The organism is Pseudoalteromonas sp. Isolate3 (assembly GCF_022398505.1).
GTDB lineage: Bacteria > Pseudomonadota > Gammaproteobacteria > Enterobacterales > Alteromonadaceae > Pseudoalteromonas > Pseudoalteromonas apostichopi.
In genome coordinates this window covers 1-21,654 of the sequence record NZ_JAKEVN010000009.1, presented here as the reverse complement: position 1 = coordinate 21,654, position 21,654 = coordinate 1, and the positions used below count along the sequence as shown (strand labels likewise).

The window sequence follows — 21,654 nt, the reverse complement described above, 5'->3', positions numbered from 1 at the left end:
AGGATTATTAACATGACGACGATGACGAAAGAAGTCTGGTTTGTTACCGGCTCACAACATCTTTATGGTCCTAAGGTGTTAGAAACGGTTGCCAAAGACAGCGACGCAATTGTAGCGGGCTTAAACAGCGAAGCGAATCTACCGGTAAACTTGGTATGTAAGCCTACAGTTAAGTCACCTGAAGAAATTCATGCTGTTTGCCAGGCGGCAAATACGGATCCTAACTGTGTTGGTTTAGTATTATGGATGCACACTTTCTCGCCTGCGAAAATGTGGATTGCTGGCCTAAGCGAATTACGTAAGCCTTGGTTACACCTTCATACTCAGTTCAATGCAGCCCTTCCTTGGTCTGACATCAACATGAATTACATGAATACGCACCAAAGTGCACACGGTGACCGTGAGTTCGGTTTCATCGGTACTGTCATGCGTAAAGAGCGTAAAGTTGTTGCGGGTCACTGGCAACGTGCTGATGTACAACAGCAGTTAGATGACTGGTGTCGTGCGGCAAAAGGTTGGGCAGAAAGCCAAACACTTAAAGTTGCGCGTTTTGGCGACAACATGCGTCAAGTTGCGGTGACTGAAGGTAACAAAGTTTCAGCACAAATTACATTTGGTTATGAAGTACACGCGTTTGGTGTCGCTGAGCTTGTAAAAGTGGTTGATACCATCACTGAAGAAGAAGTTGATGCGCAGTTAGAGCTTTATAAGCAAGACTACGTAATTGCTGACGAAACGCTACAAGACGATTACGCAGTGAAAATGCTACGCAACGAAGCACGTTTAGAGCTTGGTATGGAGCGCTTCTTAGAGAAAGGCGGCTTTAAAGCATTCACAAACTGTTTTGAAGACTTATCAGGTCTTTCTGGTCTTCCGGGTCTTGCTACACAGCGCCTAATGTCGAAAGGCTATGGTTACGGTGGTGAGGGTGACTGGAAAACAGCTGCTATGGTTCGCATCATGAAAGTAATGGGTGAAGGCCGTGATGGCGGTTGTTCATTCATGGAAGATTACACTTACAACATGGGTGAGACTGACCAAGTGCTTGGCGCGCACATGTTAGAAGTGTGTCCTTCAATTGCAGCGCAAAAACCACGTCTTGAAGTTCACCAACACACGATCGGTGTGAAATGTGATGTAGGTCGTTTATTGTTTACTGCAAAACCGGGTGCTGCAATCAACGTATCACCAATTGATATGGGTAACCGTTTCCGTATTCTAATTAACGAAGTAGATACAGTGGCTCCGCCAGCTGATTTACCTCACTTACCGGTTGCTTCAGCGCTTTGGGAACCAAAACCAAATCTATCTGTAGCATCAGCTGCATGGATCCACGCCGGTGGTGCACACCACACTGCATACAGCCAAGCAGTAACAACCGATATGATTGTCGATTTTGCTGAAATGGCTGGCGTTGAAACGATGATCATCGATAACGATACGACGATCCGTGGTTTCAAAACAGAGCTTCGTCATAACGCAGCTTACTACATGCTAAAACGTGGCCTGTAAGAATTAGTACTTTATGTACTAGAGCGTGCTGTGTGTGAGCACGTTCACCCCAAATTTTGTTGTCGATTAAGCCAGTGATGAGCCACGCTCTTCGCTGGCTTATGCTATTGTGAAGCGAAACTTTTTAGGAGTAGATATGATCGATTTAAGCGCCTACCAAGGCATTATTTTTGATATGGATGGCACCTTAATTGACTCAATGGGCAGTCACTTACAGGCATGGCAGAAAGCTTGCGAAGCCTATGGCTATCCATTCGATTACGACTACATGTACAGCTTAGGTGGCATTCCGACCGTTAAAACAATTGAAATGCTTAATGAAAAATTTGGCTTAGATCATGACCCTCTAGTTGTGGCAAAAGATAAACACCAATTTTGGGTTGATTTACAGCACCAACCGCTAGTGATTGACGAAACCGTCGCAGTACTTGAAAAGTACCATGGTGTATTACCGATGGGTGTGGGCACAGGTGCTGACCGCGAACATGCAATTGATCATTTAACTGATACAAATTTAATAGATAAAATTGGAGCGTTAGTGACTGCCAGTGATGTAAGTAAAGGCAAGCCAAACCCTGAAACATTCTTAAAAGTGGCAGAGCAATTAGGTGTTGAGCCAAGCCTGTGTGTGGTGTTTGAAGACACGCAAATTGGCTATCAAGCTGCCAAAAGTGCGGGAATGGATTGCATCATGGTGAAAGACGGAAAAATCCAACTTTAGCGATTAAATTTGCAATGGCACCCTTATTTGTATTATAAAACTATAAATACAATTACAAAAAGGTTATTCATATGTCATTGCAATGTGTTTTCCAAGGTTTAAAAACAACTCATCAAACAGCCAGTTCGAACACGAAAAAGTCGCGCGGGCTTTATGCATTGTTGGTGACATGTGGGATTGCCCTTACACCAGCTTGTGCTCATCAAGGAGACAATATGACTACTTCCCCTTCAGCATCAATGACGGCCTATGGCGTACTCGCTGATCAAACGCCAGTTAATCAAGTAACGCTGACTAACAGCAATGGTATTAGTGTTGATGTAATCAACTACGGCGGCATTATCACGCGTATTGAAACACCTGATGCAAAAGGTGAAATGGGTAATATTGTTCTCGGTTTAGATAACCTAGAAGCGTACACAAAAGCGACAACTTACTACGGTGCAATCATCGGTCGTTTTGGTAACCGTATCGCAAACGGTAAATTCACGTTAAATGGCACTGAATACCAATTAGCAACCAACGATGGTGACAACCATTTACACGGTGGTGTGCAAGGTTTCGATAAAAAAGTGTGGAACATGACACCGTTCACGAGGCAAAACAGCGCAGGTGTTACCTTAAGCTTAGTGAGCCCTGATGGTGACCAAGGCTACCCGGGTGAAGTGACGACAGAAGTGACTTACACGCTAACGAACAACAACACGCTAGATATGCAGTTTATTGCTACAACAAGCAAGCCTACTATCATCAATATGACACAGCACAGCTACTTCAACCTAGCGGGTAAAGGCGACATTCTTGATCACCAAATGCAAATTAACGCAAAAGCAATTACGCCTGTGGATGGCGGCTTGATCCCAACTGGTGAGGTGATGGATGTGGCTGGCACACCGTTTGACTTCCGTACAGCTAAAGCAATCGGTCAAGATATCAAAGCAAGCAACGAACAACTGAAACTTGGTAAAGGTTATGACCATAACTTTGTGCTTAAAGACACGCCAAGCAATGAGCTTATTGAAGCTGCTACGGTTTACGAAGCAAACTCTGGCCGTACGTTAACAGTTTACACAGAAGAGCCTGCAGTACAGTTTTATTCAGGTAACTTCTTAGACGGTAGTACTGTGCAAGCGTCTGGCTTAGTGCATAATTTCAGAAGTGGTTTTTGTTTAGAGCCACAGCATTTCCCTGATGCACCAAATCAGCCAACGTTCCCAAGCACAACATTATTACCGGGTGACGTGTATTCAACACGCATCGTGTACGAATTTGGTACAAAATAAAGGAACACAATCGTGAAAACAACAAAGCTTAAAAGCGCAATGCAAAAGGCTGGTTTAGCTAGCCTATTTGCCTTGTCGTTTGGTGCTCTGACGGGCTGTCAGACTACGGCTGAAGACAACACAGCCAAAGCAGATGTCGCAGCCGCAGCAAAAGCACCAATCCAAGATAATGGTATTTTTACCAATCCACTTTTTCCAAATGGCGCCGATCCATGGCTTGAGTACTGGGATGGTAACTATTACCTGACCACAACAACATGGACATCTGAGTTAGTGATGCGTAAATCACCAACACTAGCTGGCCTTGCTGATGCAACCCCTGTCAATGTTTGGTCTGATTCAAACCCTGAGCGCTGTTGTAACTTTTGGGCGTTTGAGTTCCACCGCCTAAAAGGACCAAACGGCTACCGTTGGTACATGATGTACACAGCTGGTACTGATGGCACTTTAGATAACCAACACTTAAATGTATTAGAAAGTGCTGGTGATGATCCTATGGGCCCATACGAATACAAGGGCGCATTAATGCCTAACGTATGGAACATCGACGGTAACTACCTAACGTATAAAGACAAGCTATATGTGATCTACTCACAATGGCAAGGCGATCAGCAATTAAACATTATTGCTGAAATGGAAAACCCATGGACACTGAAAGAGAATTCACCGCATACGGTGATCACGCGTCCTGAGCTAGATTGGGAAATCAGTGGTCGTAAAGTAACTGAAGGCGCTGAAATTTTACAGCACAATGGCCGTACGTTTATGACGTACTCAGCAAGCTTCTGTAATACGCCAGATTACAAACTAGGCATGCTTGAACTTGTTGGTGACGATCCGCTTAAAGCGAGCAGCTGGAAAAAATACGACAAGCCAGTATTTGAGCGTACAGAAGAAGTGTTTGGCCCTGGCCACAACGGCTTTTTCACATCGCCAGACGGCACAGAAGATTGGTTAGTTTATCACGGTAATGATTCGGTAGAGCACGGTTGTAGTGCGACTCGCTCATTACGCGCACAAAAATTTACTTGGAATGACGATGGCACGCCAAGCTTTGGTAAACCATTAACACCAGGCGTTGAAGTAGCACCGCCATCAGGTGAATACGGTCCACTGATAACACGAGTGCAAGGTCAGCGCTACCAATTAGTGAATGCAACAAGCGGCTTATGTTTAGATATTGCAGCTGATCCACAAGATGCACGTGCTGTGCAACGTCAGTGTGCGAGCACCAATGGTCAATGGGTTATTGATGCAACAACAGATGGTTTTGTTCGTTTAGCTAACCGTGAAGATAGCAAGTTTTTAGAGCTTGAAAACTGTAATGATGCCGATAACGCTAAAGTGCAATCTGCAGCATGGCGCAATAACTTCTGCCAGCAATGGAAAGTAGCACCAAGCACAGATGGTAATGTATCTATTACTAACCGTTACACAGGCAAGCCATTAGCGGTTGCGGGCTGTTCTGCTGCACAAAACCAAGCAGTTTTACAGCAAAGCGACGCAACAGCGTGTGGCGACTGGCAATTACGCCCTATGGGTAGTGTTGTAGTATTAAGCCAACAAAGCGGTAAAGCACTTAGCGTGGCCGGTACGGTTAAAGTGGGTACCAATGTTGAGCAACAAGCCTATACGCATAAAGATGCACAACAGTGGTTCTTCACACCAACAGATACAGGTTATGTGAGCCTTAAACAAAGCGCTGACAGCGAGTTCTGCGCTGCAGTAGCTGATAACGCCTTAGTACCAGGTGCCAACGTAGAAATGGCCTCTTGTGCAGCGAAAACAGCACAGTGGCGCATTGCTCCAGTAGAAGGTGGTGGCGTGATGCTACTCAACCGCTACACAAAACAAGCGCTTGGTTTAAGTAACTGTGGTTTAGCTGAAAACACTAACTTCGCACAACAACCTGATTTAGGTAACAAGTGCCAAGTGTTCCATCTGCGTGAACCAAATTAAGTTATAAGTAAAAAATCGACTCAACCAAAGCCACTGTCTTACCGGTGGCTTTTTTCAACACAATACAAAAAGGGAAAAACCATGATAAAAAATGCCTTATTTATTGTAGCGGCAGTTTATGCATTCTCTACCATAGCAGCTAATCCTGCTATCACTGACACATTTACTGCAGACCCTGCGCCAATAGTGCATAACGACACAGTCTACGTGTATGTAGGTAGAGACGAAGCTAAGCCTGATGAAGGCTATACGATGCATGAATGGTTAGTTTACTCTTCAACTGACATGGTCAATTGGACTGCTCATGGTTCGCCATTAAAGCCGACCGACTTTAGCTGGTCTTCAGGTTCGGCATGGGCAGGGCATGTTATTGAAAAAGGTGGAAAATTTTATTGGTATACGACCAGCGATCATAAAACCATACACGGTAAAGCGATTGGTGTTGCGGTAAGCGATTCACCGACAGGTCCATTTAAAGATGCACGTGGCTCTGCACTTGTCACCAACGACATGACCAAAGCGACTGATATTAGTTGGGATGATATCGATCCCGCTGCTTACATTGATGACGACGGTCAAGCATGGTTATTTTGGGGGAATCAAAAAGCTTATTACGCGAAGTTAAAACCAAACATGACAGAGCTAGATGGTGAGATCCATGTGATTGCGGATGAGCAAGTAAAAAACTTTACTGAAGCACCATGGATCCATAAGCGTGGTGATACTTACTACTTAACATACGCAGCTGGCTTTCCTGAAAGAACAGCCTACTCAACGTCAAAAAGCATAGAAGGGCCGTGGACTTATGGTGGTATCATTGCTGAAGGTGCGGCAAATAGCAATACCATTCACCAAGGTATAATTGATTACAAAGGCAGTACTTACTTTTTTTATCACAATGGTATGATGCAGCACCCTAACACAGGCAGCAGCTACCGCCGTTCTATGGCGATTGATTACCTTTATTACAATAAAGATGGGTCAATTAAACGGGTGTTACAAACACCTGAAGGTGTAAAAGCAGTAAAGTAATGTGTTTCTAGCTGTTAGAGAACGGCTCGACTTTGAACTCATTATTAACAAGGGCTAGTTTCTTTTCAGTAGAGAGGAGCATCCCTTGTTAACGCCATACAACAGCTCCATTTTTCCAACGAATTGAACCAATGTATCAAGCGGCTAAACTCACTTTTTGTTGTAGTCATAACAGCGTACCTCAAGCTAAATTTTAAGAAAGAGCTAATCAAAGCCCCAAAAATTAAAGAGTTAGATTTTCATTCTTTAGTTTTAAATCAAACCTTGAAACTGAATAAAAGCCTTTCTTAACAACGATTAATGTTTTTAATTAGTCGAGTTTTAGCTCTAAACTTGCCCTATATTAAATTATGTATTGAACGTTATAAGCTCAAACAAACTACCTTTCTATCAATATTAATTTATCAGGTGTATGTCTATGATAATGGAGCTACTCAAAGTCTATAGGTTAACTTTCTTCATTTATTGGGTGGATTTATATCGTTTGTAATGGTTGAGCGAATATTCTAAAGTTCAGTTGTCGGCAACATTGACGACTAACTGAATATGATTATGAACAAGCTAAAACGATTTGCACTAAAACAATTGGGCTTTTACAAAAAGGCAGTAAAACATAACTTAGCCTACATGAACTTGCAGCACAAACTTTAATGGGTGATGCTAAATAGGCAAACATGTTTAGAGTTTGCTCTACAGGACATATGGGCTAAAAATATTTGTTGGAGGGAATGGATGATATTAACGTTATTTTTTAGCGGATGTCTCGTCCTAAAATACGTTGACGGTTTTAATTGAAGGCCAGTAGCTTTTGATCCTGGTCTTTTTTATGCACTTGGTTTGGGGTTTCCATTCCTAAACTCAAATGCGGCCTCATTTCATTGTATATTAATATTGATTCTTCGACGAGTTCACGTAGCTCTTTCAGATTTTGGCATTTATAGAGTAAGAATTCTTGCTTCAATATGCCATTAATGCGCTCCGTCAATGCATTTTGATAGCAATCATAGCCATCGGTCATCGATGGAGTAATGCCATTTCCACTAAGCTTTACTTGATTTGATATACCCGTGAACAATACTGTAACCCTCTATCTGAATGGTGAATCGTACTGCATTGATACTGACGCCTACTACATCACTTGTTCTGCTCATTCTTCGGGTTGGTTTGAGCGAAGCGAAACCCAACATAATCCATCTAAACCACTGCAAACCCCTAATTAATAAAATAACCTATAGGTTGCCACTGGCCACTATTTTTACTGAGGCTAATTGTTTCAATGGTGTGCTCTTTATTTATAAACTGGCTTTGAAACTGAATGATCACGTATTCGCCATCAGGTGTTCCGGGTAAAGAATCGTACTTCATCAGGCTTAAATTCTTACGTAAAATCACTTTGCCAAGTGGGACACGAACTTGTTTTAACACGTTACTCCAGTTACTTTGCGGCATTGCTCGTTTAAACAATGAGTCTGTTTGCTGCCAGCTTTGCTGATACTGACCATTATCAATTAATACGAGCCAGCTTTTAGCGCGATTTATAACCTCGAGTTCTTCAGCGTTTACACAAAAGCAGCTTAAAAAAGTGATCAATAAGAGCGTTTTTCTCATAGCAATTCCATTTACTTGTTGTTTATTGAATTCGTCTTGAAGTGTTTTTATGTTACGGCGACGAACAATAAATACTATTCATCAATTGTGCGGTTTATTTTCCCGCAGATAAGCATTTTGACTGCCGATAAATCTTACAGCACAAAACTCAAGGGCGCTTTGCGCTGCTCTAAACTAATCGATCAGATAACCTAATGGATGCCAGCCATCGGCGGCTTTGCTTAGGCTGAGCGTTTCAACTACTGCCTCTTTATTCATAAACTCGGTTTGAAACTTGACCACTAAATACTCACCATTTGGCAGACCGGGTAATGAGTCATATTTTGCTGTGCCAAAATAGGTGCGAGACATAACTCGGCCTAAAGGAACGCGTATTTGATTTAAGGCCGTTTGCCAGCGAGCTTTGGGCGTGGTGCTTTGAAAGACCTGATCGGCTTGTTTCCAGCTCTCGTGGTATTCTCCAGAATCAACCAAGGTTAACCATGCTCTCGCTGTTGAGATAGGGCTTGTTTCTTCAGCTGAGGTGAAAAAACACACCAATAACGATGTCAGTAAAAACAGTTTTTGTAGCGTAAATCCATTTACAGAAAGTAATAAAATTTGACGCATAAGACGCCCTCACTTCGTTCATAGGGTGAATTCATAATACGAATGAGTTGGTTAATTTCTATACTGACAAAGTGCTAGGTAGGGCTTTTTGGTGGGATTTAAGTGTTGTTTTTTATTTGAGCGGTCTTTGCAATTGAGTTCGCAAAGTGGCTATGTAGGTTAAGTGGTTAAGTTTATGTTGTTGATTTATTGAACAAAGTAAGTCGTTTTAACAGCTATTAAATGTAACTACAATGACCCTAAATAACACTTATTTTTGCTGCTAAGGAAGTTTCGTATTTGCGTGCTCGATAATTCAGAGCCCGCATATTTACTGGATTTTGGACCCTTTTTGGGTTTTATGAGATAAGTTAGAAAGCGGAAAATTGGCTATAGCCGGGAAGGCACAGTCCAAACCTAAAAGTCATTATTCACAGGTTGGAAGCCTTGCTATCTGTCGTAACTTGAAAATCCCGATAATGCAAACTACCCTCAACGGTGAACCAATAGGGGTAAACTTTATATGGATAGTTCGCTTAATAAGTTACGAAAAAAAGCAGAAAAAGATCTGAATAAAGCAACACTTGAAAGTAATGTTGTTTTGGTGGAAGACAGTGATCTTGATTTTACAATTATCAACAAAGTGCTATCACCTAAATACAATGTCAGGCGCTTCTCAAATGCTGAGGAATTGTTAGAGCAATTAGGTGATTTAAAAGTATCACTTTTTTTATTTGATTACCGATTGCCCGGTATGGATGGTATTGATCTTTGCCAGAGTATTCGCAGCGTTCCTGCGTTTGAGCATACACCCATAATCATGTTAACGGGCGAAAATTATACAAGCTTTGAATATAAGTTTTGGGACGCAGGGTGCAATGATTTTATTGCTAAGCCATACAGTGCTATAACGCTGCAAAAGCGTGTAGAAAAAGAACTAAAATACAGTGCCTTGCTTGAGCAGCATAAAGAAGCCTCAATGATTGACTCGCTCACTAAAGTTTTTAATCGACGCTATTTAGAAGTGGTGATGAATCAACTGAGTGCAAGACATGAGTCACCCGAAGTATCAGTATTACTGCTGGATATTGATTATTTTAAAAAATATAACGACCGTTATGGTCACTTGGCTGGTGATGCAGCACTTGTATCAGTTACTAACACCGTCAAAAGGGCATTAGCACGCGATACAGATTTTATTTCACGCTGGGGTGGTGAGGAGTTTGCCATAGTTCTTCCGCATACTAATCATGATGGTTGTCAGTTGGTGGCAAAACGAATAATAGACCTATTGCACGAAGAGCATATACCCCATGAAGACTCACCGAGTGGTTATTTAACTATCTCAATTGGTGGGGTGACTGTTCCGGAATCTCCAAGAGATTGGAAGAGACTTTTCTTAAAGGCTGACGAAAACCTGTATGAAGCCAAAGAGAACGGGCGTAATCAATACTGTTTAAAGCCTAAATTCTAAAGTTTTATACCAAAACACTCATTAGCAGTCCAGGGTCGCTGATACCTGCTTCTTTAAGCGCGTCGCTAATTGATTGGCTAAGAGTCATTATTTGCGTTTGGATTTCCATAACCATCTTGGTCTGCGTTTCAACTTGCACTTTTACAGCTTCATCTTCTTGGTTTTTGAGCGCTTGCAGTTTGGCTAATTGCTCTTTGGCAAGTTCGAGTTGCTCTTTGAGCTTTTCTAGTTGCTCAACCATTTTGCGAATATGCGCGGGGAGTTCTCTGGTTATTTCATCTTTTTTAGTGGGCTCTACTTCACGACCAGAGAGTGTATTCATCTCTTGGCTGCTGAGTTTGTAGTCTACTTTTGAACTGGTATTACTGCTTGCTGTATCTGCGTTTGAGATAGTTAACGCATTTGCTAATGAGTTAATAGCCATAATGAGAGCGATGAAAGGTAAAGGTAGCTATGTATCGGCAAGGGGTACTAAAGCTTTAGAAAATATATTATCTAGATTACAACCCTGATACCTGAAATGTCATGTAGTTTTCTGCAGAAGCTTCCTGGGTCACTGATGTGTCGGTTTAAAATTTAAAACCGCACATCAGTAAGGTGGATATTTAATTGGCTACATTATTTGCCCATTTCTCGCCTGCTGGGGTACGACGCCATTTAAAGTAACTATCAAGTACATTGAGCAAGTCTTTGTCGGGTACAGGTCCGACTTTTGGCTGTTCTTGAAAGTACATGGTAGTGGATTTTCCATTATCAAAAGCAGGCCAGTTAGGTAATGTATCATTATTAGGGTGGCCGTTTTTTGCAAAGTTAGTCCAATATGTTGCCATTGCTTCTGACATTTTTAAGTCATCTTGCGTGATATTTGGATCAGACTTGTTCAAGTTCTTAAACATGTACGCAATTTCATGACCGTGAGCGGAACCATGGTCTTCATCTTTTTCACCTTGCTTTCGTTTAGGGTGATGATCAAAGTAGTACAGGTACACTGGCGCATTACCGTATTGTGTTTGTAACTTTGCCCAGCTCCAAGTATGCCAGCCAAAAGCTACATCACGAACGAGGTTACGAGCACTACGAGGTATACTGTTTTTGGCAACAGGGTAGGCGTCCAATAATCTTTCAGCAAAAGGGCCGTAGCGCTTTTTGATTCCATTTACAAACTTATTCACATCAGGATCCCATACAAAGCTTAATCCTTCATCAGAGTTATAACCAATAAGTGCGGGCACATCATTGAATAGTCCTTGTTGATAAAGTTTATATTGATCGCCTTTAATGACATAACCATCAACAATTGGCCACCCGCCAGGTAATGACCAGCCTTTAGGGATAAACTTATTGGCATCCATTTTTCGAAGCTCTGCAATTGATGATGCGCCAAATTGTTTAACATAGTCGACTCCTTCAGCTTGTGCCTGCTGAAGTGTTGACATGTTTTCTCCAGGGTAATTGGTGGTGCGAGTTGGGCCAAATGAGCCACCGCTTTGTGAAATCACCTTATTGATTAAACCATCTGCTAAAGGAGATGCTGCAAGCATACTGACCGAAATTCCACCAGCTGATTCACCAGCAATGGTCAGATTATTTGCATCTCCGCCAAAGGCACTAATATTTTTTTTCAGCCATTTTAAAGCCGCAATTTGATCAAGTAGGCCATAGTTACCAGAAACCCCCGCTTTACTTTCTTTATTTAAATCTGGGTGTGCTAAAAAGCCTAATTGGCCTACTCGATACGCGATTGAAACGACAATGACACCTTTATTCGCTAGTTGAGTGCCATCAAAAATAGGATCTGATGAGCTGCCAAAGCTAAATCCCCCACCATAAATCCATACAAACACAGGGAGTTGCTCGTTTGCTGATTTAGCGGGTGTCCAAATATTCAAATACAAGCTATCTTCGCTGATCCCCGAAACTGGGTTACCTGCCTGTATGGGGGCGGGTGCATACTTTTTGGCTTCGCGGACTCCTTGCCAGCTTGTAGGAGGCTGTGGCGCTTTCCAGCGCAGTTCACCTATGGGAGGCTTGGCAAAGGGCACGCCTTTAAAAACTGTTAAATTAGCTTCAATAGCACCTTCCAGCGTACCTTGTTCAACATTGACTTGCTCCAGTGGTGATGCATGTGTGTTATGAGTTAATAATGTGAAAAATACTAACGTTATCAATTTTTTTATTCGTGCTGGTGTGTTCATGATATTCCTTTTCTAAAATTGTTTAGCCTTGATATCCCAGTGCGGAAACGAGGTATCTTGTGAACTCAAAAAAAGTGATGCATTGCTGTCGTTCTTTTTTAGCTGCCAATCGAGCCACTTTATAGCCAAGGTTGAAAATGAGCCCCCATAAGGTTGTTCAAACGTGCCTGAATGACCTGCGGTTTGATGATTTGCAAAAATAATGGGCACATGGTTAATACGTTGATAGTCAAGTTTCGCATTGTCCGTTGCAATATCAGTTGGCCCACCTACAAGATAAATTATCGGCGCATGCAGGTTTTTTAGTGATTGTTCATTTGCATCGGCCATAGTCATATCGGCAATGCCCGAATTAAACATTAAATAACTACTTACTCTTCTATCTGTAGCTGTGGCAAGAAGTTGCGCCCCACCACACGACTGACCAGCGATGGCTATTTTATTTAAGTCGAGTTTTTGGAAAAACTCACTAAGAGGGTTGGCTGTTTGAGCGGTTGCCCAGTCAATAGCTTTGGGGATCATCGCATTGCTGGCCTTATTGAGTTGTCTATCATCTAGGCTGTATTGCATCTTACCCAGTGCGATAACTAGATAACCATGCGAAGCAATATTGCTAAGCATATTCTGAAAAGGATATGAGGTGTCCATACAACCACCATTTGCAAACACAACAACGGGAAGTTTTGAAGAGCTATTGACTGTAGTTAAAAGGTTTTTGGGGCGGTAAATAACATAGTTTTCAAGTGATGAATCGCTGGTTACAACAGCATTAAATGGGCCGTTTCCACCGTTATCAAGTACTTTTGAATCAATTATTTTTGCCGAGCATAGATAGGGCATTATGCACAGTGTCGCAATGAAAATACGCAGCATAATTAACACTCCTTATTTGTAGTATAAATATTACAATACAATGTGATTCGGTTTTTTAAAAGTATTCAATGTATAAAAAAGCCAGACTGAGTCTGGCTTTTTATGACAACAAACTATTAGGTAAGGCAGCTTACCTTTAATAGTTTACTCCTGTGCAGAAGCTGCATCGTAGAGTGCTTTTATTTCTTCAGCGCTAATCGCACCGTTGAAAATTTTCAGTTCATCGATAGCACCGTTATAAGGTGTATCCCAATAGTTAACACCGAGTGCAAACTCATTTGTTTCACCAGGAACCGTGAATACACGCGGGAAGCCATCGGTTTCTAGCTGTAGTTCACCGTTAACATACATCTTCAACACATCACCATTGGTACCATCAACCGTGAATGCAACATGTGTCCATTCTTTTGCAGGAATACGGCTATCTAGTTCTGCATTATCGAAGAAGGCACCGTTATTTGCCCACAAACGAGTTAAGCCGTTATCCATTTCTGGCACAAAGCTCAACCAAGTGTCTGCACTTGCACCTGCGAAGAACGCAGTAGTGTAGCCAGTGAAGGTTTCAGGTTTTAACCACATAGATACTGAGTAGTCATTGGTAGTGATTAGGTTATCTGGTAAACGAACACCTGAACCTTCAAGGAATACTGCTTGACCAATAACACCGTCAACAAAAGTTACGTTACCACCGGTATTGTTAATGAAACCACCGGTTGGTTTACCCGCGGCATATGCACCGTTTAATGCACTTAGGTCACCTTCGAAGCTGTATTCAGCAGGCGCAAGTGATTTTAAGGTTACATCGAATGACTTAGTATCAGTAAAGTCTTTGTACTTGATGGTTGCAGTTAATGTTACAACTTGGTCGCCAGCAGAGGCACTTGGTTGTGTCACAACAGCTGTGCCATTAACCAGTTTTAAGTACTCTTCGTTATTTGACGTCCAGCTAATACCTGACACAAATGGACCGACACGTGGTAACTCAAAGCTTTCACGTACTGCCGATACATCACCTAAATCAAGCGCATCAGTAATGAAGCTCTCGAATTTAGTCGGATCTGTCAGGTTATTGATAGCCGCACCATTAATGTCTAGACCGTTTAGCGCGTAATCATAGACGATGAATTCATCAATTTGACCTTGGAAAGGTAAGTCCCAGCCGTAGTTCACGCCAAGGGCAAAGTTACCTGTTTGTTCGCTAAAGAAATCAGGGCGAGGCATCGAACCTGCACGCACACCATCACGATAAAGTGTTGCTGTGCCATTAGCGTAAGTGATTGCAATATGATTCCAATCCATTACCGCTGGTGAGTCAGAGATGATTTGGTTCCACATATCTGTGCCATCATCAGCTAAGTAACGGCTCCAAAGCATCGGTGTTGATGTAAAGTGCGTATTGCCCGGAATTAAACTCATCCAGCGTGCATCTGATGCTGCAGCAAAAAATGTTGGAGAGAAATCTGTTAGCACTGTTGGCTTAAACCAATACGAAATGGTGTACTCATCGCCTGTTACTATCTCATCAGGTAAACGAACACCCGTTGCACCGTCAAAGTTAAAGGCTTTACCAGTTTGGCCTTCGACATATGCCGCTGTACCAGCGCCCACATTTGATAGGTTGTTATCTGTTACACCCGCATCATCAAGGTTACCTAAGCCATCACTAAGTGAATCTTCAAATGCATAGTGCGCAATTGCATTTTTAAATTCTGGGCGGGCTTTTAGGTTGACATTGAATGTTTTAGTAGTGCTCTGGCCGTTTAAAGAGATATTAGCAGTTAAAGTAACCGCTTTATCACCGCGGTCTGGTGTTGGAATGAATACAGAGCCTTCACTGGTGATGTAGTATTCATCACTACTTTCCCAGTTAATTGAGGCACCATCTTTACCTATAGTTGGTAGTGAGTAGCCTTCGTCAGCAATTGATAATTCAGTTTTGATATCTAGTGCTTTTTGAACAGTACCCAGTACGTTTTCAGTATCCGTAATTTCATCACGCTTAGTTGCCCAAATGGTTGCACCTTCGCTTGATGTTGCTGATACAGTGACGGCCATCGCTTTAGTTGCATCATCCCATTGCCATTTTGCGACTCCGTAATAAGTGCCTGAATCAAGCTCAAGCTTGATACTTGAGTCATCAATCATGTACCAGATACCTGGATCATCACCCGTTACTGAGTGATCTTCGTTAAGTGCAATATGTGTTGAACGAATAGCATCTGTATTTACATCATTGCCATGGTTGATAAATTTGTAATAACCGTAAAGCTCATCTGCCACAACCATGTTGTTGCCTTCAAGCGGCACATAGCGTTGCGGTGAAGCCATTGGCCAACCTAATGAGTTAATGAACATTTCATGTACACGCACTTGGTGTGCTTCTGATGCAGCAGGAAACTCAGTAGACGTTTGTGGGAAGCGTGTATGCGTTATTAACAAGTGACGACCAGTTGCTTCATCATAGTAAGCAGAGTTATGTCCTGGTGATTGGTAGCCCCATGCTGGCGCTGTTTCGCCAAGTTCTTGCGTGTACTCAAAGCCGCCCATTAGTTTTTCGCCGACTTCTAGGCCGCCTATAGCTGCAATGTCATTACCTGCGTTATCTAAGTAAGGGCCATCAGGTGTTTTAGAGCGAGCAACACGGATGTTGTAGCCACCATTAAGATCAAAACCAGCTACTGAGTAGAATAAGTAGTAGTATTCACTTTCTGGGCTGTACATGACAAATGCACCTTCCATTGCACGGAAGTCGCCGCCTACTAGCTTTTTACCATAGCCTTGACCTGCTTCTGGCATACCTGTTTCTTCGTCCATTGCTAGCACGAAAATACCGCCAGAGTATGAGCCGTAAACCATCCAAAGTTTGCCATCAGCATCATAGAAGGCTGCAGGGTCAATGGCGTTAGGATCAACGGCACCATTCCATGTTGTTTGGCCATTATCAAGTGGGTAAGCTGCAAACTCAGCTTCTGTACGATAACCGCTGCGTAAGAAAATACCTTTGTTTGTATAAGGACCTTCGATATTGTCAGCTTCAGCTAAACCAAGATAAGAGCGGTTCCAGCATACTTCATCAACAACATCTGGTGTATCTGGGTTATCTTGTGCACAGTGGTTATAGTAAAACCAAAACTTACCATTTGGCGCTTTGATTACATCGGCAGCCCAGTTTCCTGTAAAACCGTCTGTCCATTCAATACCTTCGGCAATTTCAGCTGTGTAGTTGTAATCAAATAATGGGCTTTCATTAACGGCTGCGTTAGCTGAAAGGCTCGAAATCATTTCCCAGTTCAAGAGATCAGTTGATTTAGCGGCAGCAAGGTGTGAACCAAAAATATAATAAGTGTCGTCAACTTTAACGACAGAAGGGTCGTGCACGCTTACATTGGTAACCATTACTCTACCTGATTCAGTGTATTCAACACTGCTGCTTACTGTCGGTTTTGCACTTTGTGGGTCGGCAACCGCTGGTGCTGTGTCAAACTTAGTACCATCTTCTTTGCCACAACCTGTAACAGCCAAAGAGCAGGCTATGACCATGGCTAATTTATTTAATTTCATTTTATGTGTCCTCTTGAAACTGGGATTCATTTTTTATTCGATTGTTGTCAATAAAGTTGCCGCGTGCCTATATCAAACTAATAAGAACGTAGTATTGTAATTTTATAGTACGATTCAAAATGTGCAAATACTTTTGCAAAGGTAATTAATATGTGAACATTAAGTGTCAGTGTTTACAATGTGTGCAGCGGGATTTTAATTTTTTCAAGCTGTCAATTTTGGCGTTTTTTCGCTGTTTTTGCTCTTTTCGGAGAAGTTTTTTGCTTAGCTTAAGGTGAGGGTTTTCAGATAAATATGTTTATTTGTATTACATTTGACCACTAAAAAGGGCTCTTAAAGAGCCCTTTTTGAGATTAGTTGTCTTGTTTACTTAGACCTTCAGTGGTCATGATAATACGTTTAAGTGTGCCATCTTCATTGTAATATAGCGGCTCAATCGCCACGGAACGACGAAAACGCCCGCCACTTGGTTTGCCATCAATCGGTGGTACAGCGCCAGTATGGTAAATAAAGTAGTCTTTACCTTTGTATTCGATGATTGATTGGTGGTTGGTTTCGCTGTTACCTGCGATCTCATTCAAGATACCTTTATATTCCCATGGCCCATGAATGCTTTTACTCATGGCATAACAGATCTTTTCAGGAAACTCACATGCGTAAGATACATAGTAGTTGTCGTTTTTCTTATGAACCCATAATGCTTCGGTAAAGTTAGGCAAGTCTAGCGTTTTAATTTCACCATCTAGAGACAGTAAGTCGTCGCTTAACTTTACGTATTTTGGCATTAAGTTACCAAAGAACATGTAAGTATCACCGTTTTCTTCAGTGAAAATAGCTGGGTCAATGTCGTCCCAATCATTTGGTGTGTGCTTGGTCATGTCATCAGTAACCAGTGCATGACCAATCGCGTCTTTAAATGGACCCGTTGGTGATTTAGAGGTAGCAACACCAATTGCAAAACCTGGTTTTGTATCGTTGTGGCGAACAGTTGTAAAGAAGTAGAAAGTGCCATCACGCTCAATCATATGTGAAGCCCATGCTTCACCTTTTGCCCATTTAAAGTCTGTTGCTTTCATGATTGGACCGTGTTTTTTCCAGTTAACCATATCTGTTGATGAAAAGGCTAACCAGTCATGCATTTCAAAAAATACGTCATTATTAGGTGCTTCATCATGACCTGTATAAAGGTATACGGTGTCGTTATGAACAAGTGCTGCAGGATCTGCAGTAAATACATCGGTGAATAATGGGTTTTGTGCAACGGCTAAGCTGCTCGAAAAAAGCAATGGCAGCGCTAACGCTTTCAATTTCTTCATGAGTGTCCTCTGTGATTAATAATTGTTGTTCGAACTTCTGCTTTTGTACTTAAGGCTCGCTCTAAGTGACCAGATAATACACAGTGTACGCCTGATTATACTGAGTAACTGATTGTTTACATCAAAACAAATCAGCAAAAGTGCAGCAAAAAATAGCTCTATATTGTACTATTGTATTTTAATCATAGTAGCACCAAAATACGCCGAGTAAATAACTTGTTAGCCCTTTTTTGTTGCTCTAGATGAGTGAAAGACAAATTAAATAAGCATACCAGTAAACGCTAAGTCGCTGATAATAATGGGCCCTTAATAAATTCCCAAAACAAAAACGCAGCACGCTTTGAGTTTGTAACATGTTATAATTGCAACGTTTTTTGTAAACATAATGACAGTTATTTTAATTTAGCTTTTTGAGTTGACTGTTAAATAGTCATACAATATGATTAAAGTTCAGACAGCAATGTATTAACATAAAAAATATAGACACACTCGCGCACCGTTTTGACAACACACGATGCACAATGCAGTGGTCACTCTTCGGTAACTGAATGGGGAAAGTTCAGCGGACCGATATAACTATAATTTGGAGAACACCGCTTATGTTTAAAAGAACACACATAGCCAGTGCTGTAGTTATGGCATTTACCTGTCAATTTGCTTTTGCACAGGAGGAAGCACCAAACACTCCTGAGAATAACGTCGATGAGATGGAAGTCATTCAAGTATCAGGTATTCGCGGCAGTTTAAACAAAGCGTTAGATGAAAAACGTGCAAGTGTTCAAATTGTGGATGCAATTGTTGCTGAAGATATTGGTAAATTCCCTGATAACAACGTAGTTGAAGCTCTACAACGTGTAACAGGTGTACAAACAACGGGTCGTGGGGCTGGTGAAATAAGCGCAGTTTCAATCCGTGGCCTTTCTGATGTTAATACCACAGTGAATGGCCGTGCTATCTTTACGGGAGCGGGTCGTGATGTGGCGCTGCAAGACATTCCTGCAAGTTTGCTTTCAGGCGTAACCGTTTATAAAACCCGTTCGGCGGATCAAATCGAACGTGGTATCGCAGGGGCGATTGATATTAAAACTCACCGCCCTTTCAACTTCGAAGGTGAAAAAGTTGTTTTAGCGGCACGTGCGATTTACTCAGACCAACCCGATGAAGTTGATCCAAATATCAGTGCATTACTCTCTAACCGTTGGGAAATCGACGGTGCTGGTGAGTTTGGTGCGTTAGTTAATATTTCATACGCTGAAACACATTACCGCGATGACTCTATGACTGCGGGCGCTGCATTTCCATTCTTTACTGATAAACCGCAGGCTAATTATTCGCCGTATTCACGTATACCGAATGAATTTTGGACTCAAGGTACAGAGTTAGGTCTACCTACTGCATCAGGTTCTACTTTAGATGTAAATGGTGAGCCAACTGAATATTTACTAGCGCGTGATGCAATTTTTGGTGCTTCATACACAGGTCTTCGTAAACGTCCTGCGGCGTCTGTATCTTTACAGTGGGCACCAGATGAAACCCTCGAAATTACAGCAGAAGGTTTCTATACAGGTTACGAAAACGAATCGCAAAATGCGATGTGGTTCTCAAATACCTTTGAAAACGGCAACGGTTTTATTGAAACGCCAACCGTATTTGATGGCACTAACGTAATTAAAGAAAAGCAAGCAATTGGTGCAGGTGGCTTCCAAAGTGGCGATTTTTCATATGGTAAAACAGATAGCTACTTATATGCTCTAGGGGCCGAGTGGCAAGCAAGCGATTATCTTACCATCAACACTGAGGTTGTTTACCAAGACAGTGAATACGAAACAGATTTCTTTGCAATGCGCTTTGATCGTAGAGCTTATGGCTTAGACGTTGACTTTAACGATAAAGACGGTGTACCAGGTATCGCGTTTTGGGATAACCCAAATACAGCGGTAAACGAAGCCGATATGGCTGCCATTGAAAACTGGAATGCCGGCACTATTTATGACAATGGCGGCGGTAATGCCGGTGACGCATTAACCTTCACGTTTGATGCTGAATACCTAATTGGTGGCGCTATCTTCGATAAAGTGAAGTTTGGTGGTCGTTACGAAAAACGTACAGCGCAAGAATACACACGTGGTCAAGATGCTGGCATTGCTAATACCTCTGTGGCTAGCTTAATTGAGCAATTAGCTGCTGCTGGGGCATCTGGCGATGGTTCTGGTATTGTGTTCCAAGTTGATGATTATTTCGATGGCCGTGCTGATGTATTCGACAGCTTTGTAACTGCTGACGGTGGCTACATGCTAGATAACGGCGATGCTGTTCGTAGCGTATATGGCCTTGAAGCTGAAGACGTATACAAAACATTTGATATCGAAGAAAACTCATACGCGCTTTATGCAACAACTAACTTTTTCTTAACGGAAGATATCAGCGGTGAGTTTGGCTTACGTTATGTCAGCTATGAGCAAGATATGGACTTTGTTGCTGAATCTGGCGGCATGAATTCAAATGTATTTGAAGAAAGTTCAGCGAATGCTGATTCAGATGCTGTACTGCCAAGCTTAGTACTTAACTGGAATATTACTGATGATGTCGTTGGTCGTGTTGCGTACACAGAAACATTACGTATGCCTAACTTTGCTGACTTAAACGCACTGCAATACTGGTACGATCCTCTAACAGAAGGTGTTGAATACGGTACAGGAAACGGTGGTAACCCAGAGCTTAAACCTACAGAATCAAAGAACTACGACGTATCACTTGAGTGGTACTTTGCAGATACAAGCTCACTTTATGCTGCCTATTTTAAACGTGAAATTGAAGGCTTAGTTGTTGCGGGTCGCAAGCAAGTTGTGCGCGAAGGCGATGACGGCGTGACACGTCCGTATGTATTAAGCGCACCTGTAAATGCTACCAATGGTGAGCTCTCTGGATTAGAGGTTGGTTTAGTTTACTTCCCTGAAAATTTACCAGATTACTTAAACGGTTTTGGTGTGCAAGCAAGTTATACTATGCTTGATTCATCACAGGATACGCCAGAGTTTAATGATTTAGGTGAAATTACTGGCTATGTAGATTCGCAAATGGCCGGTGTTTCTGATGAATCGTACAGCATCGTAGGTATCTACGAGCGTGATTCGTTCGACATGCGTTTATCTTATGTATGGCGTTCTGAGTTTTACACAGGTAATGAAGCTGCAACATTTGCTAACCCAATTCAGTTTTGGAGTCGTCCTGAGCAAAGCTTAGACTTCCAATTAAGCTATAATGTAAACGAAGATTTTGTTGTGACATTTGATGCAACAAACATTCTTGATGATGTATATCAAAGCCATTACGGTGAAGGTAACGACACATTATTTAACTTTGGTAACGGTATCTACTCACGTACATTTGCACTTGGCGCACGTTATTCTTTCTAAATTTCTAAAATAGACTCAAAAGCCCCGATTTAGATCGGGGTTTTTTATTGCTCTCCTACCTGGTTCGGATCAACAAAACTCACACAGCAGAATATATATTGATATTAATATAGTAT

General features: G+C 42.0%; 14 protein-coding genes and 1 pseudogene. 7 read left to right on the top strand and 8 right to left on the bottom strand.

Annotation, left to right across the window (positions count from 1 at the left end; genetic code table 11):
• The first annotated feature begins 12 nt into the window (after window positions 1-12).
• The 5 genes from araA (at window position 13) to L1D46_RS03550 (ending at window position 6,507) form a co-directional block, all read left to right on the top strand.
• Entirely contained in the window at window positions 13-1,512 is a 1,500-nt protein-coding gene (gene araA, locus L1D46_RS03570) for an L-arabinose isomerase (RefSeq protein WP_239976799.1), read from the top strand.
• Window positions 1,513-1,648: 136 nt separating this feature from the next.
• Window positions 1,649-2,233 carry a beta-phosphoglucomutase family hydrolase gene (locus L1D46_RS03565; RefSeq protein ID WP_239976798.1) on the top strand — a complete coding sequence of 195 codons (585 nt, stop codon included), beginning with the start codon at window positions 1,649-1,651 and terminating at the stop codon, window positions 2,231-2,233.
• 215 nt (window positions 2,234-2,448) lie between these two features.
• The gene (locus L1D46_RS03560) at window positions 2,449-3,516 is read left to right on the top strand and encodes an aldose epimerase family protein (protein ID WP_239976797.1); all 1,068 of its coding nucleotides are present in this window, start codon (window positions 2,449-2,451) and stop codon (window positions 3,514-3,516) included.
• 12 nt (window positions 3,517-3,528) lie between these two features.
• Entirely contained in the window at window positions 3,529-5,475 is a 1,947-nt protein-coding gene (locus L1D46_RS03555; protein WP_239976796.1) for a family 43 glycosylhydrolase, read from the top strand.
• A gap of 81 nt (window positions 5,476-5,556) precedes the next feature.
• The gene (locus L1D46_RS03550) at window positions 5,557-6,507 is read left to right on the top strand and encodes a glycoside hydrolase family 43 protein (RefSeq protein WP_239976795.1); all 951 of its coding nucleotides are present in this window, start codon (window positions 5,557-5,559) and stop codon (window positions 6,505-6,507) included.
• Between the two features lie 787 nt (window positions 6,508-7,294).
• Here the strand turns inward: L1D46_RS03550 and L1D46_RS03545 are convergent.
• The 3 genes and pseudogenes from L1D46_RS03545 to L1D46_RS03535 form a co-directional block, all read right to left on the bottom strand.
• Window positions 7,295-7,632: pseudogene (locus tag L1D46_RS03545) on the bottom strand (integrase core domain-containing protein); the annotation flags it as partial.
• Between the two features lie 87 nt (window positions 7,633-7,719).
• The gene (locus tag L1D46_RS03540; protein ID WP_239976794.1) at window positions 7,720-8,115 is read right to left on the bottom strand and encodes a DUF4019 domain-containing protein; all 396 of its coding nucleotides are present in this window, start codon (window positions 8,113-8,115) and stop codon (window positions 7,720-7,722) included.
• A 174-nt stretch (window positions 8,116-8,289) separates the two neighbouring features.
• Complete coding sequence (locus tag L1D46_RS03535) at window positions 8,290-8,724, bottom strand: DUF4019 domain-containing protein (RefSeq protein ID WP_239976792.1); 435 nt, start codon at window positions 8,722-8,724, stop codon at window positions 8,290-8,292.
• Window positions 8,725-9,226: 502 nt separating this feature from the next.
• Between L1D46_RS03535 and L1D46_RS03530 the strand changes: the two genes are divergently transcribed.
• Complete coding sequence (locus L1D46_RS03530; protein WP_239976791.1) at window positions 9,227-10,177, top strand: diguanylate cyclase; 951 nt, start codon at window positions 9,227-9,229, stop codon at window positions 10,175-10,177.
• Between the two features lie 4 nt (window positions 10,178-10,181).
• Here the strand turns inward: L1D46_RS03530 and L1D46_RS03525 are convergent, their stop codons facing one another.
• The 5 genes from L1D46_RS03525 to L1D46_RS03505 form a co-directional block, all read right to left on the bottom strand.
• A complete protein-coding gene (locus tag L1D46_RS03525) occupies window positions 10,182-10,601 on the bottom strand; it encodes a hypothetical protein (protein ID WP_239976790.1) in 420 nt (139 codons plus the stop codon).
• Between the two features lie 181 nt (window positions 10,602-10,782).
• Window positions 10,783-12,372 (bottom strand): carboxylesterase family protein, encoded by a 1,590-nt coding sequence (locus L1D46_RS03520; RefSeq protein WP_239976789.1) that lies wholly within the window; start codon window positions 12,370-12,372, stop codon window positions 10,783-10,785.
• Between the two features lie 12 nt (window positions 12,373-12,384).
• On the bottom strand, window positions 12,385-13,245 hold the full coding sequence (locus L1D46_RS03515) for an alpha/beta fold hydrolase (RefSeq protein WP_239976788.1): 861 nt from the start codon (window positions 13,243-13,245) through the stop codon (window positions 12,385-12,387).
• A gap of 144 nt (window positions 13,246-13,389) precedes the next feature.
• Window positions 13,390-16,806 carry a LamG-like jellyroll fold domain-containing protein gene (locus L1D46_RS03510; protein ID WP_239976787.1) on the bottom strand — a complete coding sequence of 1,139 codons (3,417 nt, stop codon included), beginning with the start codon at window positions 16,804-16,806 and terminating at the stop codon, window positions 13,390-13,392.
• Window positions 16,807-17,159: 353 nt separating this feature from the next.
• Window positions 17,160-18,122, bottom strand: coding sequence for a glycoside hydrolase family 43 protein (locus tag L1D46_RS03505; protein WP_239976786.1), 963 nt, complete (start codon window positions 18,120-18,122; stop codon window positions 17,160-17,162).
• A 599-nt stretch (window positions 18,123-18,721) separates the two neighbouring features.
• Here L1D46_RS03505 and L1D46_RS03500 point away from each other — a divergent pair.
• Complete coding sequence (locus tag L1D46_RS03500; RefSeq protein WP_239976785.1) at window positions 18,722-21,538, top strand: TonB-dependent receptor; 2,817 nt, start codon at window positions 18,722-18,724, stop codon at window positions 21,536-21,538.
• The last annotated feature ends 116 nt before the right edge of the window (window positions 21,539-21,654 follow it).

Bases quoted from the DNA above. Each gene is read 5' to 3' on its own strand.
- L1D46_RS03505 (WP_239976786.1), bottom strand. From the start codon at position 18,122: ATGAAGAAATTGAAAGCGTTAGCGCTGCCATTGCTTTTTTCGAGCAGC.
- L1D46_RS03565 (WP_239976798.1), top strand. From the start codon at position 1,649: ATGATCGATTTAAGCGCCTACCAAGGCATTATTTTTGATATGGATGGC.
- L1D46_RS03510 (WP_239976787.1), bottom strand. From the start codon at position 16,806: ATGAAATTAAATAAATTAGCCATGGTCATAGCCTGCTCTTTGGCTGTT.
- L1D46_RS03550 (WP_239976795.1), top strand. From the start codon at position 5,557: ATGATAAAAAATGCCTTATTTATTGTAGCGGCAGTTTATGCATTCTCT.
- L1D46_RS03560 (WP_239976797.1), top strand. From the start codon at position 2,449: ATGACTACTTCCCCTTCAGCATCAATGACGGCCTATGGCGTACTCGCT.
- L1D46_RS03540 (WP_239976794.1), bottom strand. From the start codon at position 8,115: ATGAGAAAAACGCTCTTATTGATCACTTTTTTAAGCTGCTTTTGTGTA.
- L1D46_RS03525 (WP_239976790.1), bottom strand. From the start codon at position 10,601: ATGGCTATTAACTCATTAGCAAATGCGTTAACTATCTCAAACGCAGAT.
- L1D46_RS03500 (WP_239976785.1), top strand. From the start codon at position 18,722: ATGTTTAAAAGAACACACATAGCCAGTGCTGTAGTTATGGCATTTACC.
- araA (WP_239976799.1), top strand. From the start codon at position 13: ATGACGACGATGACGAAAGAAGTCTGGTTTGTTACCGGCTCACAACAT.
- L1D46_RS03520 (WP_239976789.1), bottom strand. From the start codon at position 12,372: ATGAACACACCAGCACGAATAAAAAAATTGATAACGTTAGTATTTTTC.
- L1D46_RS03530 (WP_239976791.1), top strand. From the start codon at position 9,227: ATGGATAGTTCGCTTAATAAGTTACGAAAAAAAGCAGAAAAAGATCTG.
- L1D46_RS03515 (WP_239976788.1), bottom strand. From the start codon at position 13,245: ATGCTGCGTATTTTCATTGCGACACTGTGCATAATGCCCTATCTATGC.
- L1D46_RS03535 (WP_239976792.1), bottom strand. From the start codon at position 8,724: ATGCGTCAAATTTTATTACTTTCTGTAAATGGATTTACGCTACAAAAA.